This window comes from Pseudomonas gingeri (genome assembly GCF_013386165.1).
In the GTDB taxonomy this organism is placed as follows: domain Bacteria; phylum Pseudomonadota; class Gammaproteobacteria; order Pseudomonadales; family Pseudomonadaceae; genus Aquipseudomonas; species Aquipseudomonas gingeri_C.
The window spans coordinates 708,046-728,333 of the sequence record NZ_JACAOS010000016.1 but is presented as its reverse complement, the minus strand read 5'-3'; the positions used below and the strand labels follow the sequence as shown (position 1 = coordinate 728,333).

General features: G+C 63.3%; 18 protein-coding genes. 11 read left to right on the top strand and 7 right to left on the bottom strand.

Features of this window, described 5'->3' with window-relative positions:
* Positions 1 to 56 precede the first annotated feature (56 nt).
* Positions 57 to 749, bottom strand: coding sequence for a uracil-DNA glycosylase (gene ung, locus HX866_RS19640; RefSeq protein ID WP_177096702.1), 693 nt, complete (start codon positions 747 to 749; stop codon positions 57 to 59).
* A gap of 130 nt (positions 750 to 879) precedes the next feature.
* On the opposite strand from ung, the gene HX866_RS19635 reads away from it, so the two are divergent.
* The gene (locus tag HX866_RS19635; protein ID WP_177140268.1) at positions 880 to 1,992 is read left to right on the top strand and encodes an enoyl-CoA hydratase/isomerase family protein; all 1,113 of its coding nucleotides are present in this window, start codon (positions 880 to 882) and stop codon (positions 1,990 to 1,992) included.
* Between the two features lie 21 nt (positions 1,993 to 2,013).
* Here the strand turns inward: HX866_RS19635 and HX866_RS19630 are convergent, their stop codons facing one another.
* From HX866_RS19630 to HX866_RS19615, 4 genes are all read right to left on the bottom strand, one after another.
* Positions 2,014 to 2,331, bottom strand: coding sequence for a hypothetical protein (locus tag HX866_RS19630; RefSeq protein ID WP_177096698.1), 318 nt, complete (start codon positions 2,329 to 2,331; stop codon positions 2,014 to 2,016).
* Between the two features lie 172 nt (positions 2,332 to 2,503).
* The gene (locus tag HX866_RS19625; RefSeq protein WP_177140267.1) at positions 2,504 to 3,358 is read right to left on the bottom strand and encodes an ATPase; all 855 of its coding nucleotides are present in this window, start codon (positions 3,356 to 3,358) and stop codon (positions 2,504 to 2,506) included.
* Between the two features lie 112 nt (positions 3,359 to 3,470).
* Positions 3,471 to 4,469, bottom strand: a complete 999-nt coding sequence (locus HX866_RS19620) for an NAD-dependent epimerase/dehydratase family protein (RefSeq protein WP_177096694.1) — start codon at positions 4,467 to 4,469, stop codon at positions 3,471 to 3,473.
* 52 nt (positions 4,470 to 4,521) lie between these two features.
* On the bottom strand, positions 4,522 to 5,415 hold the full coding sequence (locus HX866_RS19615) for a LysR family transcriptional regulator ArgP (protein ID WP_177140266.1): 894 nt from the start codon (positions 5,413 to 5,415) through the stop codon (positions 4,522 to 4,524).
* A gap of 95 nt (positions 5,416 to 5,510) precedes the next feature.
* Between HX866_RS19615 and HX866_RS19610 the strand changes: the two genes are divergently transcribed.
* The 8 genes from HX866_RS19610 (at position 5,511) to HX866_RS19575 (ending at position 14,891) form a co-directional block, all read left to right on the top strand.
* Complete coding sequence (locus tag HX866_RS19610) at positions 5,511 to 5,912, top strand: ACT domain-containing protein (protein ID WP_177096690.1); 402 nt, start codon at positions 5,511 to 5,513, stop codon at positions 5,910 to 5,912.
* A 5-nt stretch (positions 5,913 to 5,917) separates the two neighbouring features.
* Positions 5,918 to 6,520, top strand: coding sequence for a LysE/ArgO family amino acid transporter (locus HX866_RS19605; RefSeq protein ID WP_177096688.1), 603 nt, complete (start codon positions 5,918 to 5,920; stop codon positions 6,518 to 6,520).
* A gap of 179 nt (positions 6,521 to 6,699) precedes the next feature.
* Positions 6,700 to 7,296, top strand: coding sequence for a superoxide dismutase (locus HX866_RS19600; protein WP_100944452.1), 597 nt, complete (start codon positions 6,700 to 6,702; stop codon positions 7,294 to 7,296).
* Positions 7,297 to 7,582: 286 nt separating this feature from the next.
* Positions 7,583 to 9,634 carry a putative bifunctional diguanylate cyclase/phosphodiesterase gene (locus HX866_RS19595; RefSeq protein ID WP_177096686.1) on the top strand — a complete coding sequence of 684 codons (2,052 nt, stop codon included), beginning with the start codon at positions 7,583 to 7,585 and terminating at the stop codon, positions 9,632 to 9,634.
* 173 nt (positions 9,635 to 9,807) lie between these two features.
* Positions 9,808 to 11,145: an imelysin family protein gene (locus HX866_RS19590; RefSeq protein WP_177096684.1), complete on the top strand. Its 1,338-nt coding sequence runs from the start codon at positions 9,808 to 9,810 to the stop codon at positions 11,143 to 11,145.
* Between the two features lie 133 nt (positions 11,146 to 11,278).
* Entirely contained in the window at positions 11,279 to 12,700 is a 1,422-nt protein-coding gene (locus HX866_RS19585) for a di-heme oxidoreductase family protein (protein WP_177140265.1), read from the top strand.
* A gap of 26 nt (positions 12,701 to 12,726) precedes the next feature.
* Positions 12,727 to 13,791 (top strand): imelysin family protein, encoded by a 1,065-nt coding sequence (locus HX866_RS19580; RefSeq protein WP_177140264.1) that lies wholly within the window; start codon positions 12,727 to 12,729, stop codon positions 13,789 to 13,791.
* 2 nt (positions 13,792 to 13,793) lie between these two features.
* Entirely contained in the window at positions 13,794 to 14,891 is a 1,098-nt protein-coding gene (locus HX866_RS19575) for a DUF1513 domain-containing protein (RefSeq protein WP_177140263.1), read from the top strand.
* A gap of 8 nt (positions 14,892 to 14,899) precedes the next feature.
* Here HX866_RS19575 and HX866_RS19570 read toward each other — a convergent pair whose 3' ends face one another.
* Both HX866_RS19570 and HX866_RS19565 read right to left on the bottom strand, forming a co-directional pair.
* Entirely contained in the window at positions 14,900 to 16,288 is a 1,389-nt protein-coding gene (locus tag HX866_RS19570; RefSeq protein WP_177140262.1) for an ATP-binding protein, read from the bottom strand.
* Positions 16,285 to 16,995 carry a response regulator gene (locus tag HX866_RS19565; protein ID WP_177096669.1) on the bottom strand — a complete coding sequence of 237 codons (711 nt, stop codon included), beginning with the start codon at positions 16,993 to 16,995 and terminating at the stop codon, positions 16,285 to 16,287. Before HX866_RS19565 ends, HX866_RS19570 begins: the two co-directional genes overlap by 4 nt.
* 197 nt (positions 16,996 to 17,192) lie before the next feature.
* Here HX866_RS19565 and HX866_RS19560 point away from each other — a divergent pair, with 197 nt between their 5' ends.
* Together HX866_RS19560 and HX866_RS19555 are read left to right on the top strand one after the other, a co-directional pair.
* Entirely contained in the window at positions 17,193 to 19,574 is a 2,382-nt protein-coding gene (locus HX866_RS19560; protein ID WP_177140261.1) for a TonB-dependent receptor, read from the top strand.
* Between the two features lie 30 nt (positions 19,575 to 19,604).
* Positions 19,605 to 20,285, top strand: coding sequence for a Fe2+-dependent dioxygenase (locus HX866_RS19555; RefSeq protein ID WP_177140260.1), 681 nt, complete (start codon positions 19,605 to 19,607; stop codon positions 20,283 to 20,285).
* Positions 20,286 to 20,288 lie beyond the last annotated feature (3 nt).

Genomic DNA, 20,288 nt, shown 5'->3' with positions numbered 1-20,288 from the left:
TCGCCTGGAGGACCGCTATCGCGAGCAAGCTCGCTCCTACAGGGAAGGGGATTGCATCAAAGTGGCGGTAATGCCCATTCAATTGGCGCCAGGCCATTCTGTTCGAGGAACTTGTTGGTCCGGCTGAAATGCCCGCAGCCGATAAAACCGCGATAGGCCGACAACGGCGACGGATGCACCGACTTCAACACCAGGTGCTTGGTCGCATCGATCAGCTTCTGCTTGCCCTGGGCATGGGCGCCCCAGAGCAGGAACACCAGTTTGTCCTGGCGCTCGCTGACCACTTCGATAATCCGATCGGTAAAGAACTGCCAGCCGCGATTGGCGTGCGAGGCGGCAACCCCGCGTTCCACGGTCATGGTGGTGTTGAGCAGCAACACACCCTGCTCGGCCCAGCTCTGCAGGTAGCCGTGCTTGGGAATCTCGATATTCAGGTCGCGCTGCAACTCTTTATAGATATTGACCAGCGACGGCGGCGCCGGCACACCCGGCTGCACCGAAAAACACAGGCCGTGGGCCTGGCCCGGCCCGTGGTAAGGGTCCTGGCCGAGGATCACCACCTTCACCTGATCCAGCGGCGTGGCGTTCATGGCATTGAAGATCAGCGGACCCGGCGGGTAGATCTCCTTGCCGGCGGCGTGCTCCAGGCGCAGAAATTCTCGCAACTCGCCCATGTAGGGCTTGTCGAACTCTTCACGTAGTGCGTGCTTCCAGCTGGGCTCGAGTTTGATGCGGTCGTCGTCGGTCATGATCGTGTCCGGAAATAACAATGGGGCGGACACTAGGAAAGCCCATCACGCTTGTCAATTGATCCGAGACAGAACCGGCACTTTCCCACACAAGGATCATACTGAGCATTCAACGAGTAGCGAGGTCACGATGAACCTGCATTTCGAAGAACTTACCGGCATCAACGGCGCCCGCCTGGGCATCGCCACGCTGGATGCCGAACACACCCTCAATGCGCTTTCACTGCCGATGATCCAGGACCTGGACGAACGCCTGGAGACCTGGGCACGGGATCCGAACATCGCCTGTGTGCTGTTGCGCGGCAACGGCGTCCGGGCGTTCTGCGCCGGCGGCGAGGTGCGCAGCCTGGCCCAGGCCTGCCAGGCCCACCCGGGCGCCGTGCCGCCGCTGGCCAGCGTGTTCTTTGCCTCGGAGTACCGCCTCGACTATCGCCTGCACACCTACCCCAAACCGGTGCTGTGCTGGGCCCATGGTTATGTCCTCGGCGGCGGCATGGGCCTGCTGCAAGGCGCGGCCATTCGTATCGTCACCCCGAGCAGTCGCCTGGCGATGCCGGAAATTGGCATCGGCTTGTACCCGGATGTCGGCGCCAGCTGGTTCCTGTCGCGACTGCCGGGCAAGCTGGGGCTGTTTCTCGGCCTGACCGGCGCGCAGATGAACGCTCGCGACGCCATCGACCTGGGCCTGGCCGACCGGCTGCTGGGCGACGATCAGCAGGAAGAACTGATCGAAGGGCTGTTGCGGCTCAATTGGCAGGAACAGACGGCGATGCAGCTCAACAGCCTGCTCAAGGCACTGGAGCGTCAGGCCCGGGATCAGCAACCGGCGGCGCAATGGTTGCCGTTACGCGAGCGTATTGATGAGTTGCTGGATGTCAGCGATGTGCACTGCGCCTGGAAGGCCCTGGCGCAGTTGGCCGAAGACCCCGACAAGCGCCTGGCCCGGGCGGCCCGGCAGCTCAAGGAGGGTTGCCCGCTGACCGCGCACCTGGTCTGGGAGCAGATCGCCCGGGCCCGGCACCTGTCGTTGGCGCAGGTGTTCCAGATGGAATACACCCTGAGCCTCAACTGCTGCCGTCATCCGGAGTTCAGTGAAGGCGTGCGGGCGCGGTTGATCGACAAGGACGGCGAACCGCGCTGGCATTGGCCGGATATCGCCGCCGTGCCGGAAGCGGTGGTCGAGGCGCATTTCCACAAGGCCTGGGAAGGACGCCATCCACTGGCGGACTTGTCGGACTACTGAACGGCGTCGCCAGGGGGCCGGCTAACGCCCCCTACCGCCCTGACCACGGCCACCGCCGCCGTGGTGACCGTGACCGCCATCGCCGCCGTTACCACGCCATTGATACCGATCCCAGCCCCAGCCTCGGTTCGGATAAGGGCGGTAAGTCGGCGCGGGTGCGTAATAGCGTGGCGCCGGCACATAGTAGCCGCGCCCGTAGTAGGCGCCACCACCGTAATAGGCCGGGGCGGGAGCGGTGTAGACATCGGAACGATAGTAGGCGGGGCCCCCGTCGTAGTAGGGCACGCAGGCGGACAGCAGCACGGAGAGGCTTGCAGCGAGAAGGATTCGAGGGCACATGGCGGCCTCCTGGACCGCTAAAGGGCGCCGGACAGCGATGCTGACCGACGTAGGCGGGCCAATGCCCGCCTACACCCGATCAGACCGCGAAACCCTCGACGAGTGCCCTGAAGCGAAAAATTCCCCGCCGACCCGCTGGTTCACAAAGAGCCCCTCAAGCGTGGTGCAATAATCAGGGTTTTGCGGTGATCTGCTCCTGCAGGTTCTGGATCTGGTTCTGCAGGGTGGTGATGTTACGCGTGACCTGCCCACGGAACGCATCGAACTCCGCCGTGTTGGAGCCCGCCTGCCCGCCTGCCTGCCCAGCCGCAGCCTGACGGTTGTCCTGCTCGCTCTTGAGCACAATCAGTTCCTGCTCGATACGCTCGACCGCCGCGCTGCTGTTGCCCTGCTTTTTCAAGGCGGCAATCTCGGCGGCGTTGCTCTTCACTTGCGCATCGAGCTTGCCCGCATCGCCCTGGCCAGCCTTCACAGCGGCCAGTTCCGCCGTCAGGCTTTTCACCTGGGCCTGCAACTGGGTATTGGCGGTCTGCTGGTCCGCCGTCAGTGCGCTCATCTGTTGCAAGCGTTGGTCAAGGCCGGTCGCCTGACCGGCAACGCCCTGCTGCTGCTTGCCCTGCTCGAGCAACTTGCCTTCAAGCTGGCGGATCTGCAACTTCAGCGCTTCGCTGTCACTGTTGACGCTCGACTCGCTGGCCACCACCTTCCCGGAAATCGCCTGCAAACGCCCCGCCGCGTCTTCGCTGATACGCGCGAAACTTTCCTGGGTTGCTACCAACTGCTGCTCCATCAGGGAGATCTGCTGGAAGCTCCACCAGGCCAACCCGGCGAAGGCAATGAACAAGGCCCCGACCAGCGCCCACAGCGGACCCGTGCTCGGTACCTTGACCTTCAACCGCGGCGTGGCCGCGACCTGGGCACGGCTGCGTTCACGCACGGGCGCGGGCGCGGCATGATCATCATGGTCGTCCGCATCGGCACGCAGGCTGGGCACATCATCAAAATCGTCGTTGGCATCGTTACGCATGAAGGAACCTTTCTGAACCGCAGTGATAGCGAAATGCGGCGAGTATACCCCCCTCACCCGCCGCTCTGATCGACCCTGAACCGGGAACCCGGTTCAGTCGGTAACCGAATATTTAAACGGCCACCGGCTCCTGGGCTTTCCACCAGGCACAGAACTCATCAAGGGCAGCCCACAGGCTGACCTTGGGGTCGTAACCGAGATAATGCCGTGCGCGGCTGATGTCCAGGGTGAAATCCTTGTTCATGACCTGCATGCCGAGGCGCGACAAGGTCGGCTCCGGGCGCCCCGGCCAGAGGGCACAGGCACTTTCGTTCAAGGCCGCAACGCTGTAGGCCAGGCCAAAGGAGCGGTAGCGAGTTACTTGCGACACCTGCATCTGGCGCATCACGTAGTTCACCACATCCCACAACGGGACGGGGGTGCCGTTGCTGATATTGTAAGCCTTGCCCAGGGCCGAGTCGCCCACCTGCAGGCTGCTCAGCAAGGCTTCGTTGAGGTTGTGCACGCTGGTGAAATCGACTTTGTTCAGGCCGTTGCCGACAATCGACAAGCGCCCCTTGCGCTGCATCTTCAGCAGCCGCGGGAAGATGCTCATGTCGCCGGCCCCGGTCACAAAACGCGGGCGTAGCGCGAGGACTTCGAGACCAAACTCCTGGGCGCCGAAGACTTTCTGCTCGGCGAGGAACTTGGTGGCCGCATAAGGGTGCTTGAAGCGCTTGGGCACTTGCTCCTCGGTCAAGCCCTGGTGCGAGCGACCGTCGAAATAGATCGAGGGCGACGACAAATGCACCAGGCGCCGAACCTGTTGTTTAAGGCACGCCTCGACCACATTCTCGGTGACCAGCACATTGCCCTGGTGGAATTCCTGGTAACGGCCCCACAAGCCCACCGCACCGGCGCAATGCACCACGGCTTCGACACCGTGGCACAACTCACGCACCAGTTGCGGGTCGCTCAGGTCGCCCTGGACGAACTCGGCACCACGCCGCACCAGATGCTCGACGCTCTCGGCCCGGCGTCCATTGACCCGCACCTCAAAGCCCTGCTCCAGGGCGCAACGCGCAAAGCGCCCGCCGATAAAGCCGCTCGCGCCGGTGACCAGAATTTTCATGTCGTGCTCCAAATGCCTTGATTCGTGTTGCCTGCTACTTAAACGCTGCCCGTCACGCCAGAGGCACCAAGCATTGCGCCGCCGAACGCGCCAGGTGCTCGGTCAACTGCCCGAGCAATTGCCCGCCATTGCGCCAATGATGCCAGTACAACGGCACATCGATGGTTTTATCCGCGATCAATTCCACCAGGCTGCCCCGGGCCAACTGCTCGCGCACCTGTAATTCGGGCACCAGCCCCCAGCCCAGGCCGGCTTCGGTGAGACGGATAAAGCCCTCCGATGACGGGCACAGATGATGTTCGAAACCGCCCTCCACGCCCAGTGCCGCCAGGTAACGGTGCTGCAGGAAGTCGTCCGGGCCGAACACCAGGGCTGGGGTCCGGACCAGCGCCTGCACATCGATGCCCCGTGGAAAGTGCCGGGCGATAAAGGCCGGACTGGCCAGCGCGCGGTAACGCATGGCCCCGAGCAGCAGACTGCGCGCACCGGCCACCGGACGTTCGCTGGCGCACAAGCAGGCGGCGACCTCACCGGCGCGCATGCGCTTGAGGCCCACGGTCTGGTCCTCCACCACCAGGTCCAGCAGCAGGTGCTGGCGGGCACAGAAATCCCCCACTGCCTCGCCCCACCAGGTCGCCAGGCTGTCGGCATTCAGGGCGATGCGCAGGCGTTCCGGCAGGCCTTCTTCATCCAGCGCCGGCACCTGGCTTTGCAGATCGCGCTCAAGCAGGCGCACCTGCTGCACATGATTGAGCAGACGCCGGCCGATCTCGGTCGGGCTCGGTGGCGTAGCCCGCACCAGCACCGGTTGGCCAACCCGGGCTTCGAGCAATTTGATCCGCTGGGAAATCGCCGACTGCGATAAACCCAGCACCTGGGCCGCTCGCTCGAAGCCGGCCTGCTCGACCACGGCCGCCAGGGCAGAAAGCAATTTATAGTCGAACATCAGTTTTCCTAATGAGCGATCAGCACTATTGGTTTTTCTTATACAACATCGCCCCGCAGAATGCCCACATCCACTGCTTATCCGAGGACATCGACATGGCCGGCGAAACTTCCCTGAGCGTGCTGCTGCGCAGCATGAGCCCCGAACTCAACGAAGGTGACTACGTTTTCTGCAGCCTGGCCGACGCCAGCCTGCTCAAGGGCCGCGAGCCCATCGGCAGCTTTCGCGAACGCGAAGGCCTGACCGTGATCATTAGCCGTGAAGACGCCGAGGCCCTGGGCCTGCCGTTCGATTACCTGGCCGCCTGGATCACCCTCAACGTGCACTCGGCCCTGGCAGCGGTCGGCCTTACGGCCGCCTTCGCCGGCGCCCTGGGCAAGGCCGGCATCAGTTGCAACGTGATCGCCGGTTATTACCACGACCACCTGTTCGTCGGACGCGCCGACGCCGAGCGCGCCCTGCAGGTCTTGCGGCAATTGGCCGAACACGGGGAGTAGCCGTCATGTGGCAAAGCTATCTGAATGGCATGCTGGTGGCCGCCGGCCTGATCATGGCGATCGGCACGCAGAACGCCTTTGTCCTGGCCCAGAGCCTGCGCCGCGAACATCATCTGCCGGTGGCAGCCCTGTGCGTGCTCTGCGATGCAATCCTGGTGGCGGCGGGGGTCTTCGGACTGGCCAGCGTCCTGGCACACAACCCGACGCTGCTGGCGATTGCCCGCTGGGGCGGCGCCGCTTTTCTGCTCTGGTACGCCAGCCTGGCACTGCGCCGGGCCTTCTCGCGCCAGAGCCTGCAACAAGGCGCCGGCCAAACCCTACGGTCATTGCGCGCAGTATTGCTCAGCGCCCTGGCGGTGACCCTGCTCAACCCCCACGTGTACCTCGACACCGTATTGCTGATCGGCTCCCTGGGCGCCCAGCAAACCGAGCCCGGCGCCTACGTGGTCGGCGCGGCCAGCGCCTCGCTGCTGTGGTTCTTCAGCCTGGCCTTGGGCGCAGCGTGGCTGGCCCCCTGGCTGGCTCGCCCGGCCACCTGGCGCCTGCTCGACCTGCTGGTGGCAATCATGATGTTCAGTGTCGCCGCCCAACTGATCAAGGCCGGTTGATCCGTGACAAAAGGCTCTGGAACCTCTATCCCACACAGTTGTTGCGTGGTTAAGCCGCGACCCCGGTGCTATGATCCGAGTCTTGCGCCGCAAAGAGTACAAACTCCCCGGCGCACGCCAGTATGGCCGCCGTGATCGGCCTTGCGCTCACCGCAACTGACCTGATTAGGAGAATCACCATGGCTTTCGAATTGCCTCCGCTGCCTTATGCACATGATGCCCTGCAGCCGCACATCTCCAAGGAAACCCTGGAGTTCCACCACGACAAGCACCACAACACCTACGTCGTGAACCTGAACAACCTGGTGCCAGGCACCGAGTTCGAAGGCAAGACCCTGGAAGAAATCGTCAAATCTTCCTCCGGCGGCATCTTCAACAACGCCGCTCAAGTCTGGAACCACACTTTCTACTGGAACTGCCTGGCGCCAAACGCCGGCGGTCAACCGACCGGCAAGCTGGCTGAAGCCATCAACGCCGCGTTCGGTTCCTTCGACAAGTTCAAGGAAGAGTTCACCAAGACTTCCGTCGGCACCTTCGGTTCCGGTTGGGGCTGGCTGGTGAAAAAGGCTGACGGTTCCCTGGCCCTGGCCAGCACCATCGGCGCCGGCAACCCGCTGACCAGCGGCGACACCCCGCTGCTGACCTGCGACGTCTGGGAACACGCCTACTACATCGACTACCGCAACGTTCGTCCGAAATATGTCGAGGCGTTCTGGAACCTGGTGAACTGGAAATTCGTCGCCGAGCAGTTCGAAGGCAAAGCCTTCACCGCTTGAGATTGAACCCGCTTCGCAAAAAAACCCGGCCTCGCCGGGTTTTTTTATGCCTGCCGTGCCGCCAGGAACTAATCTGAATAATCCGGGAAAATAACGCGCCGTCCCCTCAAGTAGACGGCTTGGGCGACCGACACAGTATCAATGGTCCGAAGAGCCCGGGAACCGCTTGACCGGCCAAGCATGAGCACAGGTTCTCGCCGCTCGCATTGTCCCTTTGACTGAGCGGGCCGGATTGCCAATACTCATGGCAACTTGATGCCATCCGCACGGAACAAGGAATAACCCTTTGAAGCTGGAACTCAAGAACAGCTTGTCGGTGAAGTTGCTCCGGGTCGTGCTGCTTTCGGCGCTGATCGTCGGCGCTGTGCTGAGCTGTGCGCAGATCGTCTTTGATGCCTACAAGACTCGGCAGGCCGTGGCCAGCGACGCCCAGCGCATCCTCGACATGTTCCGCGACCCTTCGACCCAGGCCGTCTACAGCCTCGACCGCGAGATGGGCATGCAGGTTATCGAAGGCCTGTTCCAGGATGATGCCGTGCGCATGGCTTCCATCGGCCATCCCAACGAGGCGATGCTCGCGGAAAAATCCCGCAATCTGCAAAAATCTTCCAGCCGTTGGCTGACCGACCCGATCCTCGGCCAGGAAAGCACCTTCAGCACCCAACTGGTCGGTCGCGGCCCCTACAGCGAGTATTACGGCGACCTGAGCATCACCCTCGACACCGCCACCTATGGCCAGGGTTTCCTGGTCAACTCGGTGATCATCTTTATTTCCGGCGTGCTGCGCGCGCTGTTCCTCGGCCTGGTGCTGTATCTGGTCTATCACTGGCTGCTGACCAAACCGCTGTCACGGATCATCGAACACCTGAGCAACGTCAACCCGGATCGCCCCAGCGAACACCAGTTGCCCCAGCTCAGGGGCCATGAAAAGAACGAGTTGGGCATCTGGGTCAACACCGCCAACCAGTTGCTGGCCTCCATCGAGCGCAATACCCACCTGCGTCACGAGGCGGAAAACAGCCTGCTGCGCATGGCCCAGTACGACTTCCTCACTGGCCTGCCCAATCGCCAGCAGTTGCAGCAGCAACTGGACAAGATCCTGGTCGATGCCGGCCGCCTGCAACGTCGGGTCGCGGTACTTTGCGTGGGTCTGGACGACTTCAAGGGCATCAACGAACAATTCAGCTACCAGGTCGGCGACCAACTGCTGCTGGCCCTGGCCGACCGCTTGCGCGCCCACAGCGGCCGCCTCGGCGCCCTGGCCCGGCTGGGCGGCGACCAGTTCGCCCTGGTCCAGGCCGATATAGAACAACCCTATGAAGCGGCCGAATTGGCGCAGAGCATCCTCGACGATCTGGAAGCGGCGTTTGCCCTCGATCACCAGGAAATCCGCCTGCGCGCCACCATTGGCATCACCTTGTTCCCGGAAGACGGCGACAGCACCGAGAAGCTGTTGCAGAAAGCCGAACAGACCATGACCCTGGCCAAGACCCGTTCGCGCAACCGCTATCAGTTCTATATCGCCAGCGTCGACAGTGAAATGCGCCGCCGTCGTGAACTGGAAAAAGACCTGCGCGAAGCCCTCAACCGCAATCAGTTCTACCTGGTCTACCAGCCGCAGATCAGCTACCGCGATCATCGGGTGGTGGGCGTCGAGGCGCTGATCCGCTGGCAGCACCCGGAACACGGCCTGGTACCGCCGGACCTGTTCATTCCCCTGGCCGAGCAGAACGGCACCATCATCGCCATCGGCGAGTGGGTGCTGGACCAGGCCTGCCGCCAGTTGCGCGAATGGCACGACCAGGGCTTCACCGACCTGCGCATGGCGGTCAACCTGTCCACCGTGCAGTTGCACCACGCCGAGCTGCCGCGGGTGGTCAACAATCTCCTGCAGATGTACCGCCTGCCACCGCGCAGCCTGGAGCTGGAAGTCACCGAGACCGGCCTGATGGAAGACATCAGCACCGCCGCTCAGCACCTGCTGAGCCTGCGTCGCTCCGGCGCTCTGATCGCCATCGACGACTTCGGCACCGGCTACTCGTCCCTGAGTTATCTCAAGAGCCTGCCACTGGACAAGATCAAGATCGACAAGAGCTTCGTCCAGGACCTGCTCGATGACGATGACGATGCGACCATCGTCCGGGCGATCATCCAGCTGGGCAAGAGCCTGGGCATGCAGGTCATCGCCGAGGGCGTGGAAACCGTCGAGCAGGAGGCCTATATCATTTCCGAAGGTTGCCACGAAGGCCAGGGCTACCACTACAGCAAACCATTGCCGGCCCGCGAGCTGGCGGCGTACCTCAAGCAGGCACAGCGCAGCAACGCGGCGATCTTGTAAGTCCCCCAGGCAAACAAGCTCGTCGCCACAAAATTCAATGGGATCAACTCCCGTTTTAATACCAAATATTTCAATCACTAAGCCCTTTACACAGAATGCAAATCCTTCGCATCATGTGCCGGTTTTGCGGGGCCGTGCGCCCCCATCCACCCTCTCGAAGCAGGATGTTCGCCATGATTCGCATGCCCCTGGCTACCGCCAGTTTGTTGGCCATTGCCATCGCCCTCGCCGGTTGTGGCGACAAGGACAAGGAAAACGCCACAGCGGCCAGCCAGGCACCCGCTGCTGCCCAGGCATCCGATGGCGATGCCACGGTGAAAGTCGATGAAACCGCTGCCAAGGCCGTGGTTGCCCACTACACCGAGATCGTCTTCGCCGTGTTCAGCGATGCCGAATCCACCGCGAAGGACCTGCAGACCGCTGTCGATGCCTTCCTCGCCAAGCCGAACGCAGAGACCCTCAAGGCCGCCCGCACGGCCTGGATCGCCGCGCGTGTGCCGTACCTGCAAAGTGAAGTGTTCCGCTTCGGCAACACCATCATCGACGACTGGGAAGGTCAGGTGAACGCCTGGCCGCTGGATGAAGGCCTGATCGACTACGTCGACGCCTCCTACGAACATGCCCTGGGCAACCCGGCCGCAACCGCCAATATCATCGCCAACCCGCAGATCCAGGTCGGTGAAGACAAGGTCGATGTCAGCGAAATCACCCCGGAAAAACTTGCCAGCCTGAACGAGCTGGGTGGTTCCGAGGCCAACGTCGCCACCGGCTATCACGCCATCGAATTCCTGCTCTGGGGCCAGGACCTGAACGGCACCGGCCCTGGCGCCGGCAACCGCCCGGCCTCTGACTACCTGGAAGGTCCTGGCGCCACCGGCGGTCACAACGACCGTCGCCGCGCCTACCTCAAGGCCGTGACCCAACTGCTGGTCAACGACCTGGAAGAAATGGTCGGCAACTGGAAACCGGATGTGCCCGACAACTATCGCGCCAGCCTGGAAGCCGAGCCGGCTGAAAGTGGCCTGCGCAAAATGCTCTTCGGCATGGGCAGCCTGTCCCTCGGTGAACTGGCGGGCGAACGCATGAAGGTATCGCTGGAAGCCAACTCCCCGGAAGACGAGCAGGACTGCTTCAGCGACAACACTCATAACTCGCACTTCTACGATGCCAAGGGCATTCGCAACGTCTACCTGGGTGAATACACCCGTACTGATGGCACCCAGCTGACCGGCCCGAGCCTGTCCTCCCTGGTGGCCAAGGCCGACCCGGCAACCGACGCAGCGCTGAAGAACGATCTGCAAGCCACCGAAGCCAAGATCCAGATCATGGTCGACCACGCCAACAAGGGTGAGCACTACGACCAGTTGATCGCCGCCGGCAACGAGCCCGGTAACAAGATCGTGCGCGACGCCATCTCGGCACTGGTCAAGCAGACCGGCTCCATCGAGCAGGCGGCGGCCAAGCTGGGCATCACCGATCTGAACCCGGATAACGCCGATCACGATTTCTGATCGGTTGTGGCGAGCGGGCAAACCCGCTCGCCACAAGACCGTGCCACGAATCACGCAAATGCTAATCCCTCTTATTCAAATGTATCGGGACTGATAAAATCGCGCCCGGTCTTTACTCATGCCCTGGACGCCGATGCCCTCGCTGCTTCTTCGCCTGTCGACGCTGTTCCTGGCCCTTGGCCTGGCCGCCTGCGACGACGCCCCGCGCTTTACCAAGCCCGAACCCGGCGAAGCTCGATCCGGCGGTAGCACCACGGTGGGCAAAAGCGACCGCAACGCCTTCTCCCAGCCCTCGGCCAACCTTTCATTGGAGCGGCGCCTGGACTTCAGCGTCGGCAACAGTTTCTTCCGCAGCCCCTGGGTCATCGCACCGTCCACCACCACCGCCCGCGACGGCCTCGGGCCGCTGTTCAACACCAACGCCTGCCAGAACTGCCATATCAAGGACGGCCGCGGCCATCCACCGGCGCCGGGTGCGGATAACGCGGTGTCGATGCTGGTACGCCTGTCGATTCCCAACAGCCCGATGTACGCCAAACTGATCGAACGCCAGGGCGTGGTGCCGGAACCGGTCTACGGCGGGCAGTTGCAGGACATGGCCATCCCCGGCGTGGCCCCGGAAGGCAAGGTGCGGGTCGACTATGAAAACGTGTCGGTGCGCTTCAAGGACGGCAGCGCCGTCGAGCTGCGCCGCCCGACCCTGCGCATCACCCACCTGGGCTATGGCCCGATGCATCCACAGACGCTGTTTTCCGCGCGTGTTGCGCCACCGATGATCGGCCTCGGCCTGCTCGAAGCGATTCCTGAAGAAGCCATCCTCGCCAACGCCCGGCAGCAGCAACGCCTGGGGGTCAACGGACGACCGAACCGGGTCTGGGACGACGCCCAGCGCAAGACCGTTCTCGGCCGCTTTGGCTGGAAGGCCGGGCAACCGAACATCAATCAACAGAACGTCCACGCGTTTTCCAGCGACATGGGCCTGACCAGCAACCTGCGCCCCTTCGACGACTGCACCCCGACCCAGACCGACTGCCTGCAAGCGCCCCACGGCGGCGGTGCGGACGGCGAGCCGGAAGTCAGCGACAACATCCTCCGCCTGGTGACCTTCTACACCCGCAACCTCGCGGTCCCCGCCCGGCGCGACGTCGGCGCAGCGCAGGTGCTGGCCGGCAAGAACCTGTTCTTCCAGGTCGGCTGCCAGGCCTGCCATACCCCGCAGTTCACCACCTCGGCCAACGCCGCCGAACCGGAGCTGGCCAACCAGTTGATCCGCCCCTACAGCGACCTGCTGTTGCATGACATGGGCCCCGGCCTGTCCGACCAGCGCAGCGAGTTCCTGGCCGACGGCAATGACTGGCGCACCCCACCACTGTGGGGCATCGGCCTGACGCAGAACGTCAGCGGCCATACCCAGTTCCTGCATGACGGCCGCGCCCGCAACCTGCTCGAAGCCGTGCTCTGGCATGGCGGTGAAGCCCTGCCGGCGCAGCAACAGGTGCTGTCTTTCAATGCCGAACAACGCACCGCGCTGCTCGCTTTCCTGAATTCTTTATAAGATTTCTCTCAATAGAGGACCCGGACATGTTCCGCCCCAAACTGTTGTTCACCAGCCTGGCCGCCCTCGCCCTGGGTGCCTGCTCGCCCCAGGACCCGCAAGCGCTGACCTCGGCCGCAATCGCCAAGCAGGTGATCCTGCCGACCTACAGCCGCTGGGTCGACGCCGACCGCCAGTTGGCGATCAGCGCCCTGGCCTTCTGCGAAGGCAAGGCAAGCCTTGCAACCGCCCGTGCCGACTTCCTCCACGCGCAGAAGGCCTGGGCTGAATTGCAGCCGCTGCTGATCGGGCCATTGGCCGAAGGCAATCGCTCCTGGCAGGTGCAGTTCTGGCCGGACAAGAAAAACCTGGTGGGCCGTCAGGTCGAACAACTGGTCAGCGCCCAGCCGCAGATCGACGCCGCCGCCCTGGCCAAATCCAGCGTCGTGGTCCAGGGGCTTTCGGCCTATGAATACATCCTCTACGACAGCAAGATCGATATGGCCGACAGCGTGCAGAAAGCCCGCTATTGCCCATTGCTGACCGCCATCGGCAAGCGTCAGCAAGCCCTCGCCGAAGAGATCTTCGCCCGCTGGGAAACCAGCGACGGCATGCTCGCGCAGATGAGCAAGTTCCCCAACCAGCGCTACGCCGATTCCCACGAAGCCATCGCCGATCTGCTTCGGGTCCAGGTCACCGCCCTCGACACCCTGAAGAAAAAGCTCGGCACGCCCATGGGCCGCCAGACCAAGGGCATCCCGCAGCCATTCCAGGCCGATGCCTGGCGCAGCCAGTCGTCGTTGCAAGGCCTGCGCGCCAGCCTGGCCGCCGCCCAGACCGTCTGGGTCGGGGTCGACAACAAGGGCCTGCGCAACCTGCTGCCGACGGGGCAGAAGCCGTTGGCCGACAAGATCGACGCCGCCTACGCCGCCTCCCTGAAGCTGTTCGACAGTACCCAGCGCTCCCTGACCGACCTGCTCGGTGACGATGCCGGTCGCCAGCAGCTCAACGACCTCTACGACAGCCTCAACGTCGTCCACCGCCTGCACGAAGGTGAACTGGCCAAGGCGCTGGGCATCCAACTGGGCTTCAACGCCAACGACGGGGACTGATAATGTTGCGACGCCAGGCCCTGACCCTCGGCAGCCTGCTGCTCAGCGCATTGACGCTGGGCGGCTGGAGCCTGTTCCGGCAAAAAGGCAAAAGCCCGCTGCTGCTTTCCGCCCGTGACGACAGCGATGGCCGCCACTATGCCGTGGGTTATCGGCTGGACGGCAAGCAGGTCTTCGCCACCCAGGTCGGCCAGCGTTGCCACGACATCATCAACCATCCGACCCAGCCCCTGGCGCTGTTCGTGGCGCGGCGCCCCGGCACCGAGAGTTACCTGATCGACCTGCGTGACGGCCGTCTGTTGCAAACCCTCGCCTCGCAGCCGAACCGGCACTTTTATGGCCATGCGGTGATCCACAAGAGCGGCGACTGGCTGTACGCCACCGAGAACGACACCAGCGATCCGGGCCGTGGCCTGCTCGGAGTGTACCGTTTCGAAGGTGAGCGGCTGGTCCATCGCGCAGAGCTTTCCACCCATGGCATCGGCCCGCACCAGGTGTCCTGGATGCCCGACGGCGAGACCCTGATCGTCGCCAACGGCGGCATTCGCACCGAAGCCGAAAGCCGGGTGGAAATGAACCTCGAGGCGATGGAACCGAGCCTGGTGCTGATGCAGCGCGACGGCACCCTGCTGAGCAAGGAAACCCTGCCCCAGCAGATGAACAGCGTGCGCCACCTGGGCGTGGCCAGCGACGGCACCATCGTCGCCGGTCAGCAGTTCATGGGGCCGTCCCACGAGTCTTCCGAGTTGCTGGCGATCAAACGTCCCGGCCAGCCCTTTGTCGCCTTTCCGGTGGCCGAGCAGCAGTTGCAGGCCATGGGGCATTACACCGCCAGCGTCGCGGTGCATAGCGAACTGCGCCTGGTGGCGTTGACCGCGCCACGGGGCAATCGCTTTTTTATCTGGGACCTGGACAGCGGCGCCGTGCGCCTGGATGCGCCCTTACCGGACTGCGCGGGTGTCGGTGCGGTGGCTGACGGCTTCGTCGTCACCTCCGGCCAGGGTCGCTGCCGCTTCTATGACTGTCGCCAGAAGGAACTGGCAGCCCAGCCGCTGGAACTGCCGGCGGGGCTGTGGGACAACCATCTGCACCTGGTCTGAACACGAACTTAATCCTGCTGGCGCTCGAACGCCAACGTCACTTCCAAACCGCCGCCTTCACGGTTGCGCAAGATCAGGCTGCCGTCATGGGCTGCGGCAATGGTCTGGGCGATGCTCAGGCCCAAGCCGTAACCACCGGTCCCGGCATTGCGTGACGACTCCACCCGGTAGAACGGCTCCACCACTTGATCCAGCAATGCCTGGGGGATTCCCGGTCCGCGATCGCTGATCAGGATGCGCAACTGCTGCGGCTGGTCATCGACCCGGATCACCACCTCGCAGCCATAACGCACGGCGTTTTCCAGCACATTCTGCACACAGCGCTTGAGGCTGCGGGCATACCCTGGCAATGGCCGTGACGCTCGCCCCTCGACCGCCACCGACTCGCCGATATCCTGCAAATCGGCTTGCAGGCTGCTCAGCAAGGCGTTGATGTCGATGCTCTGCCGGGCTTCGCTGACCTCGCCGCTGCTGACGAAATCCAGGGTACTGGAGACCATGTGTTCCATGTCCTCCAGGTCCCGGCGAAAACGCTCCTTGATCGGCGTGTCGTCCAGCAATTCAGTACGCAGTCGCAAGCGGGTGATGGGCGAACGCAAGTCATGGGAAATCGCCGCGAGGAAGCGGGTACGCTCGGCAATGCTGGCGATCAGGCGCTGTTGCATGACATTGAACGCCTGGGCCGCCCGCCGCACTTCGGTGGGGCCATCCAGCGACAAGGGTTCCCGGCGGATATCCCGGCCCAGGGCTTCGGCCGCCTTGGCCAGGGCGTTCAACGGACGGATCGCCAGGCGCACGGCGAGCAAGGCGATAATCACCAGCACCGCGATACGCAGCAGGTAAATACGCATCACATAGTCAAACAACACATCCAGCGGCGCATTGCTGGTCCAGCCCTGTTCCTCGCGGGCGTCAACCTGTAGCCAGCGACCGTCGGGCAGGCGCAGGTCGATCAGAAAGTGGCCGATGGCCGGACGGCTGCCGAACAAGGCCAGCCAGCCGACGTCCTGCTCCTGATCGTCGACCACGGACAGTTGCAGCAGGCGCAAGGTCTCGGCATACCCGGTTTTCTCCGACAACACCTTGTTGAGCAGCCGCTCGGTGCCCCGGTCCGAATCGTCCAGGGTATCGGCCTGGGCACTGGCCTGGTCGCTCAGGGTCAGATGGAAACCCGGGGTGTCGAGCAACGCGATCAGCCCGTCGGCCTGACGCGCATCTGCATGGGACAGGCGCACGATATCCGCCAGCCGCGTGGCAATCAGCCGGGTCGGGATCTCCAGCACCTGGCTGTGCCGCACGTCATACCAGATGCTGCTGGTCAGGACCTGGGCCGCCAGCATGCCGGCCACCAGGATGATCACCACACGCCCGAACAGCGAACGCGGCAACAACTTCACTCCGGCAGGTCCACGACGGCGGCGGTCAGCATATAACCCTCGTTGCGCACGGTCTTGATCAGGCCCGGCTCCAGTTGCTGGCGCAGGCGACTGATACAGACGTCGATCGAGCGGTCGAACGGCGTGCTGTCCTTCTCGAACACATGGTTGAGCAGGAAGTCCCGGCTCAAGGGCCGGTTCGGGTGCTGTAACAACAGGCGCAGCACCCGGTAATCGGTGTTGCCCAGGCTGATCACCAGCCCCGCCGGCGACAGCACCTGGCGCGCCCGGGTATCCAGTTGCCAACCGTCGAAACGCAAAGTCGGCACTTCGTCGATCCGCGCCCGCTCGGGAAAGCTCTGGGCCCGGCGCAACACCACCTTGATCCGCACCAGCAGCTCGCGCGGGTCGAAGGGTTTGGGCAGGTAATCGTCAGCCCCCAACTCCAGGCCGAGGATGCGGTCCACCAGCGTCCCCCGGGCGGTGAGCATGATCACCGGGGTGTTCGAGGTGACCCGCAGCTCACGGCACAGGCTCAGGCCATCCTCACCCGGCAACATCAGGTCGAGCACGATCAGGTCGATCACATTCAGTTCAAGGCGACGGCGCATTTCCTTGCCATCGCAGGCGGTGGACGTCTGGTAGCCGGCATTCGTCAGATACTCGGAGAGCAACTGACGGATTTCCGGATCGTCGTCGACGATCAGCAGGTGATCAGGCTTGGGCATGGCAGAAAGTCAGCGTCCGAAAAAAATCTAGGAGATAGCCGAAAGCACACGGCACGTTACAGGGAAATGTAATGGAATATTTTGAACAGCGCTTGTATGCGGTTCCGATACAAAGCGACCCCCGCCACGGGCGACAGGCTCTTTAGACTGAGGGAATCGAAATAAGATTGATTGTAATTTAGCATAGGCCCTACCGAATGCCATCGCCCTCCCCTGTCGCTCGTCCTTGCTCCCTGACCCTGCCGCGCACCCTCGCGCCCCTGTTCGGCCTGATGGCCATGGGCGCCCTGCATCCGGCCCAGGCCCAGGACAACGAAACCGCCGGCGCGACCCTGACCCTACCGGACCTCAAGGTCGAAGGCGACTATGGCTCAGCCTACAAGGTCGACCGCGTGTCCTCGGCCAAGGTCGCCACGCCACTGCTCGATGCTCCGCAAAGTATCACCATCGTGCCCCAACAGGTACTCAAGGAGCAGAACGCCCAGACCTTGCAGGAAGTGCTGCGCAACGTGCCGGGCATTACCTTCATGTCCGGCGAGGGCAACCTGGGCTGGGGCGACCTGTTCTCGATTCGCGGCTTCTCCTCCGAGCAGAGCCTGACCGTCGACGGTGTCCGTGATGCCGGCATGTCGACCCGCACCGACACCTTCAACCTGCAACAGGCCGAAGTCTTCAAGGGCACCGGGGCCATCGAGTCCGGGGTCTCGGCGGTGGGCGGCAGCGTCAACCTGGTCAGCAAGGAAGCCCACCTGGGCGATGCCAACAAACTCTCCGCCGGGGTCGGCACTGACAATTACCGGCGCCTGACCGCCGACCTCAACCACGAGTTGAACGACAACACCGCCCTGCGTATCAACCTGATGCGCCACTACAACCAGGTGGCCGATCGCGACGACGTCGACTATGACCGTTGGGGCATCGCCACGTCCCTGGGCATGGGCCTCGATACTTCGACGCGGGTGTTCGTCGACCTGTTCTACCAGAAAGACGACAACACCCCGGACGGCGGCCTGCCGATCCAGCGCGGCACCAACCGCGACACCATGCCGGGGGTGAACCGCTCCAACTGGTATGGCGATTCGAGTCTCTATACCCAGCAGACCGAAACCATGTCCTTCACGGCGCGCCTGGAGCATGACTTCGACAACGACGCCAAGCTCAAGAACCAAATCCGCTGGGAGCGCACGGACAACTTCGCGGTGCTGTCGCCGGCACGCTTTTTCGCCGCCAATGCCAACGGCCAGAAAATCTGCACCGGCACCCGCTGCGCAACGCTGGGCTACACCGGTGTCGGGCCGCTGAGCCAGGTGCCGGGCTCGACGATCAATGCCTACCCCGGTTACAGCGACAACAGCAGTACCGCCTACGGCATCCTCCGTGGCGATGACTTCGGCCAGTCGAAGCGCTACACCATTCTCGACAACCAGACCGACCTCAGTTTCGGCTTCAACACCGGGAGCCTGTCCCACTCCGTCGTCAGTGGCATCGAGCTGTACCACGAGACCTATGGCGGGCTGGCCCGCAACGCCGAAGTACCGACCGGCAACATGCTGTTCGACATCGCCGATCCGCAGCATGACTTCGCCAGTACCTGGGTCACCAAGGGCGCCGGCGACCCCTACTCGATGATCGACAACGCCGGGGTCTACTTCGGCGACACCGTGACCCTCAACGATCAATGGCAGGTGCTCGGTTCCCTGCGCTACGACAACTGGAAGGCCCAGACCAGCCAGCGCGGCCAGGCCACCATCGAGAGTGACGACGGCGCGCTGAGCGGACGTGCCGGGGTGGTCTACAAGCCATTGCCCAACGGCAGCATCTACGCCTCCTATAGCGAGGCGGCGCAGCCGTCGGCGGTGGGTGCCTCGACCAATAACCAGATCTACGGCGCGGCCAGCACCAGCAGCTACACCCCGGCCAAGTCCAAGACCTACGAGGTCGGCACCAAGTGGGACCTGCTCCACGACCAGGTCAACCTTACGGCGGCGATCTTCCGCACCGAACTGGAAAACTCCTGGGAGTATCAGGATGACGACACTGCCCCGGTGCGCGCGCTGCCGGCCAAGCGGGTCGATGGTGTCGAGCTGGGCGTGCAAGGCAACATCACCCCGCGCTGGACGGTCTACAGCGGTTTCTCCGCACTCAAGAGCGTGCAGACCAAAGGCGCGAACAAGGGTGCCGAGGCCAAGAACGTTCCGGACCTGACCGCCAACCTGTGGACCACCTATGCCGTGACCGATGAGCTGAGCCTGAGTTATGGCGTCAACTATGTCGGCCGGCGGCGCTACAGCGACAACGAATATGTCGGCGGCCAGAACAACAACAGCAGTTATGCCAACGGTCCGTCCGGGGTCAACGCGATCTACGTCAAGGACAACGAAAAGGCTCCGGGCTACTGGGTGCACAACCTGGCGGCGCAGTACCAGATCAACAAGCAGACCCGGGTCAACCTGAACCTCAACAACGTCTTCAATACCTTCTACTTCAGCCAGATCGGGGCGTCGCTGGATGGCTTCCAGCTGTACGGCATCCCGGGGGCGGGGCGAACGCTGACGACGAGTATCGATTATGCGTTCTGAGTCCCTTGGCGAGCGGCGAGTGGACCCTGGATGCTGATCGAAATCCGCGACCTGTTCAGCGCCGCAGAGAGCCAGGCCCTGTGCGAAACCCTGCTCGCCGAACCCTGGGTCGACGGCAAGGCCACCGCCGGCCTGCGCTCGGCGCCGGTCAAGCACAACCGCCAATTGCCGGAAGATTCTCCGGTGGGCATCCGCCTGGGCGAGCGGATTCTCACCCGGCTGTCGGACAACGCGCTGTTCATGTCCGCCGCCCTGCCGAAGAAAATCTACCCGCCGCTGTTCAACCGCTATCGCGACGGCGAAGCCTTCGGCCTGCATGTCGACAATGCCATTCGCGGGATCAAGGGCATCCGCGAACGAGTTCGCACGGATATTTCCGCCACCCTGTTCCTCGCCGACCCCGACAGCTATGACGGCGGCGAACTGGTCATACGCGACACCTACGGCGAACACCCGGTCAAGCTGCCGGCCGGGCATCTGCTGCTCTATCCCGGCACCAGCCTGCACAAGATCAACCCGGTCACCCGTGGCGAACGGATCGCCGCGTTCTTCTGGATCGAAAGCCTGGTCCGCGAAGACAGCCAGCGCACCCTGCTGCTGGACATGGACGTGGCGATCCAGCGCCTGAACGCCGAGAACGCCGACGAACACGCCCTGCTGCAACTGAGCAGCGTCTATCACAACCTGTTGCGGCGCTGGAGTGACGTCTGATGC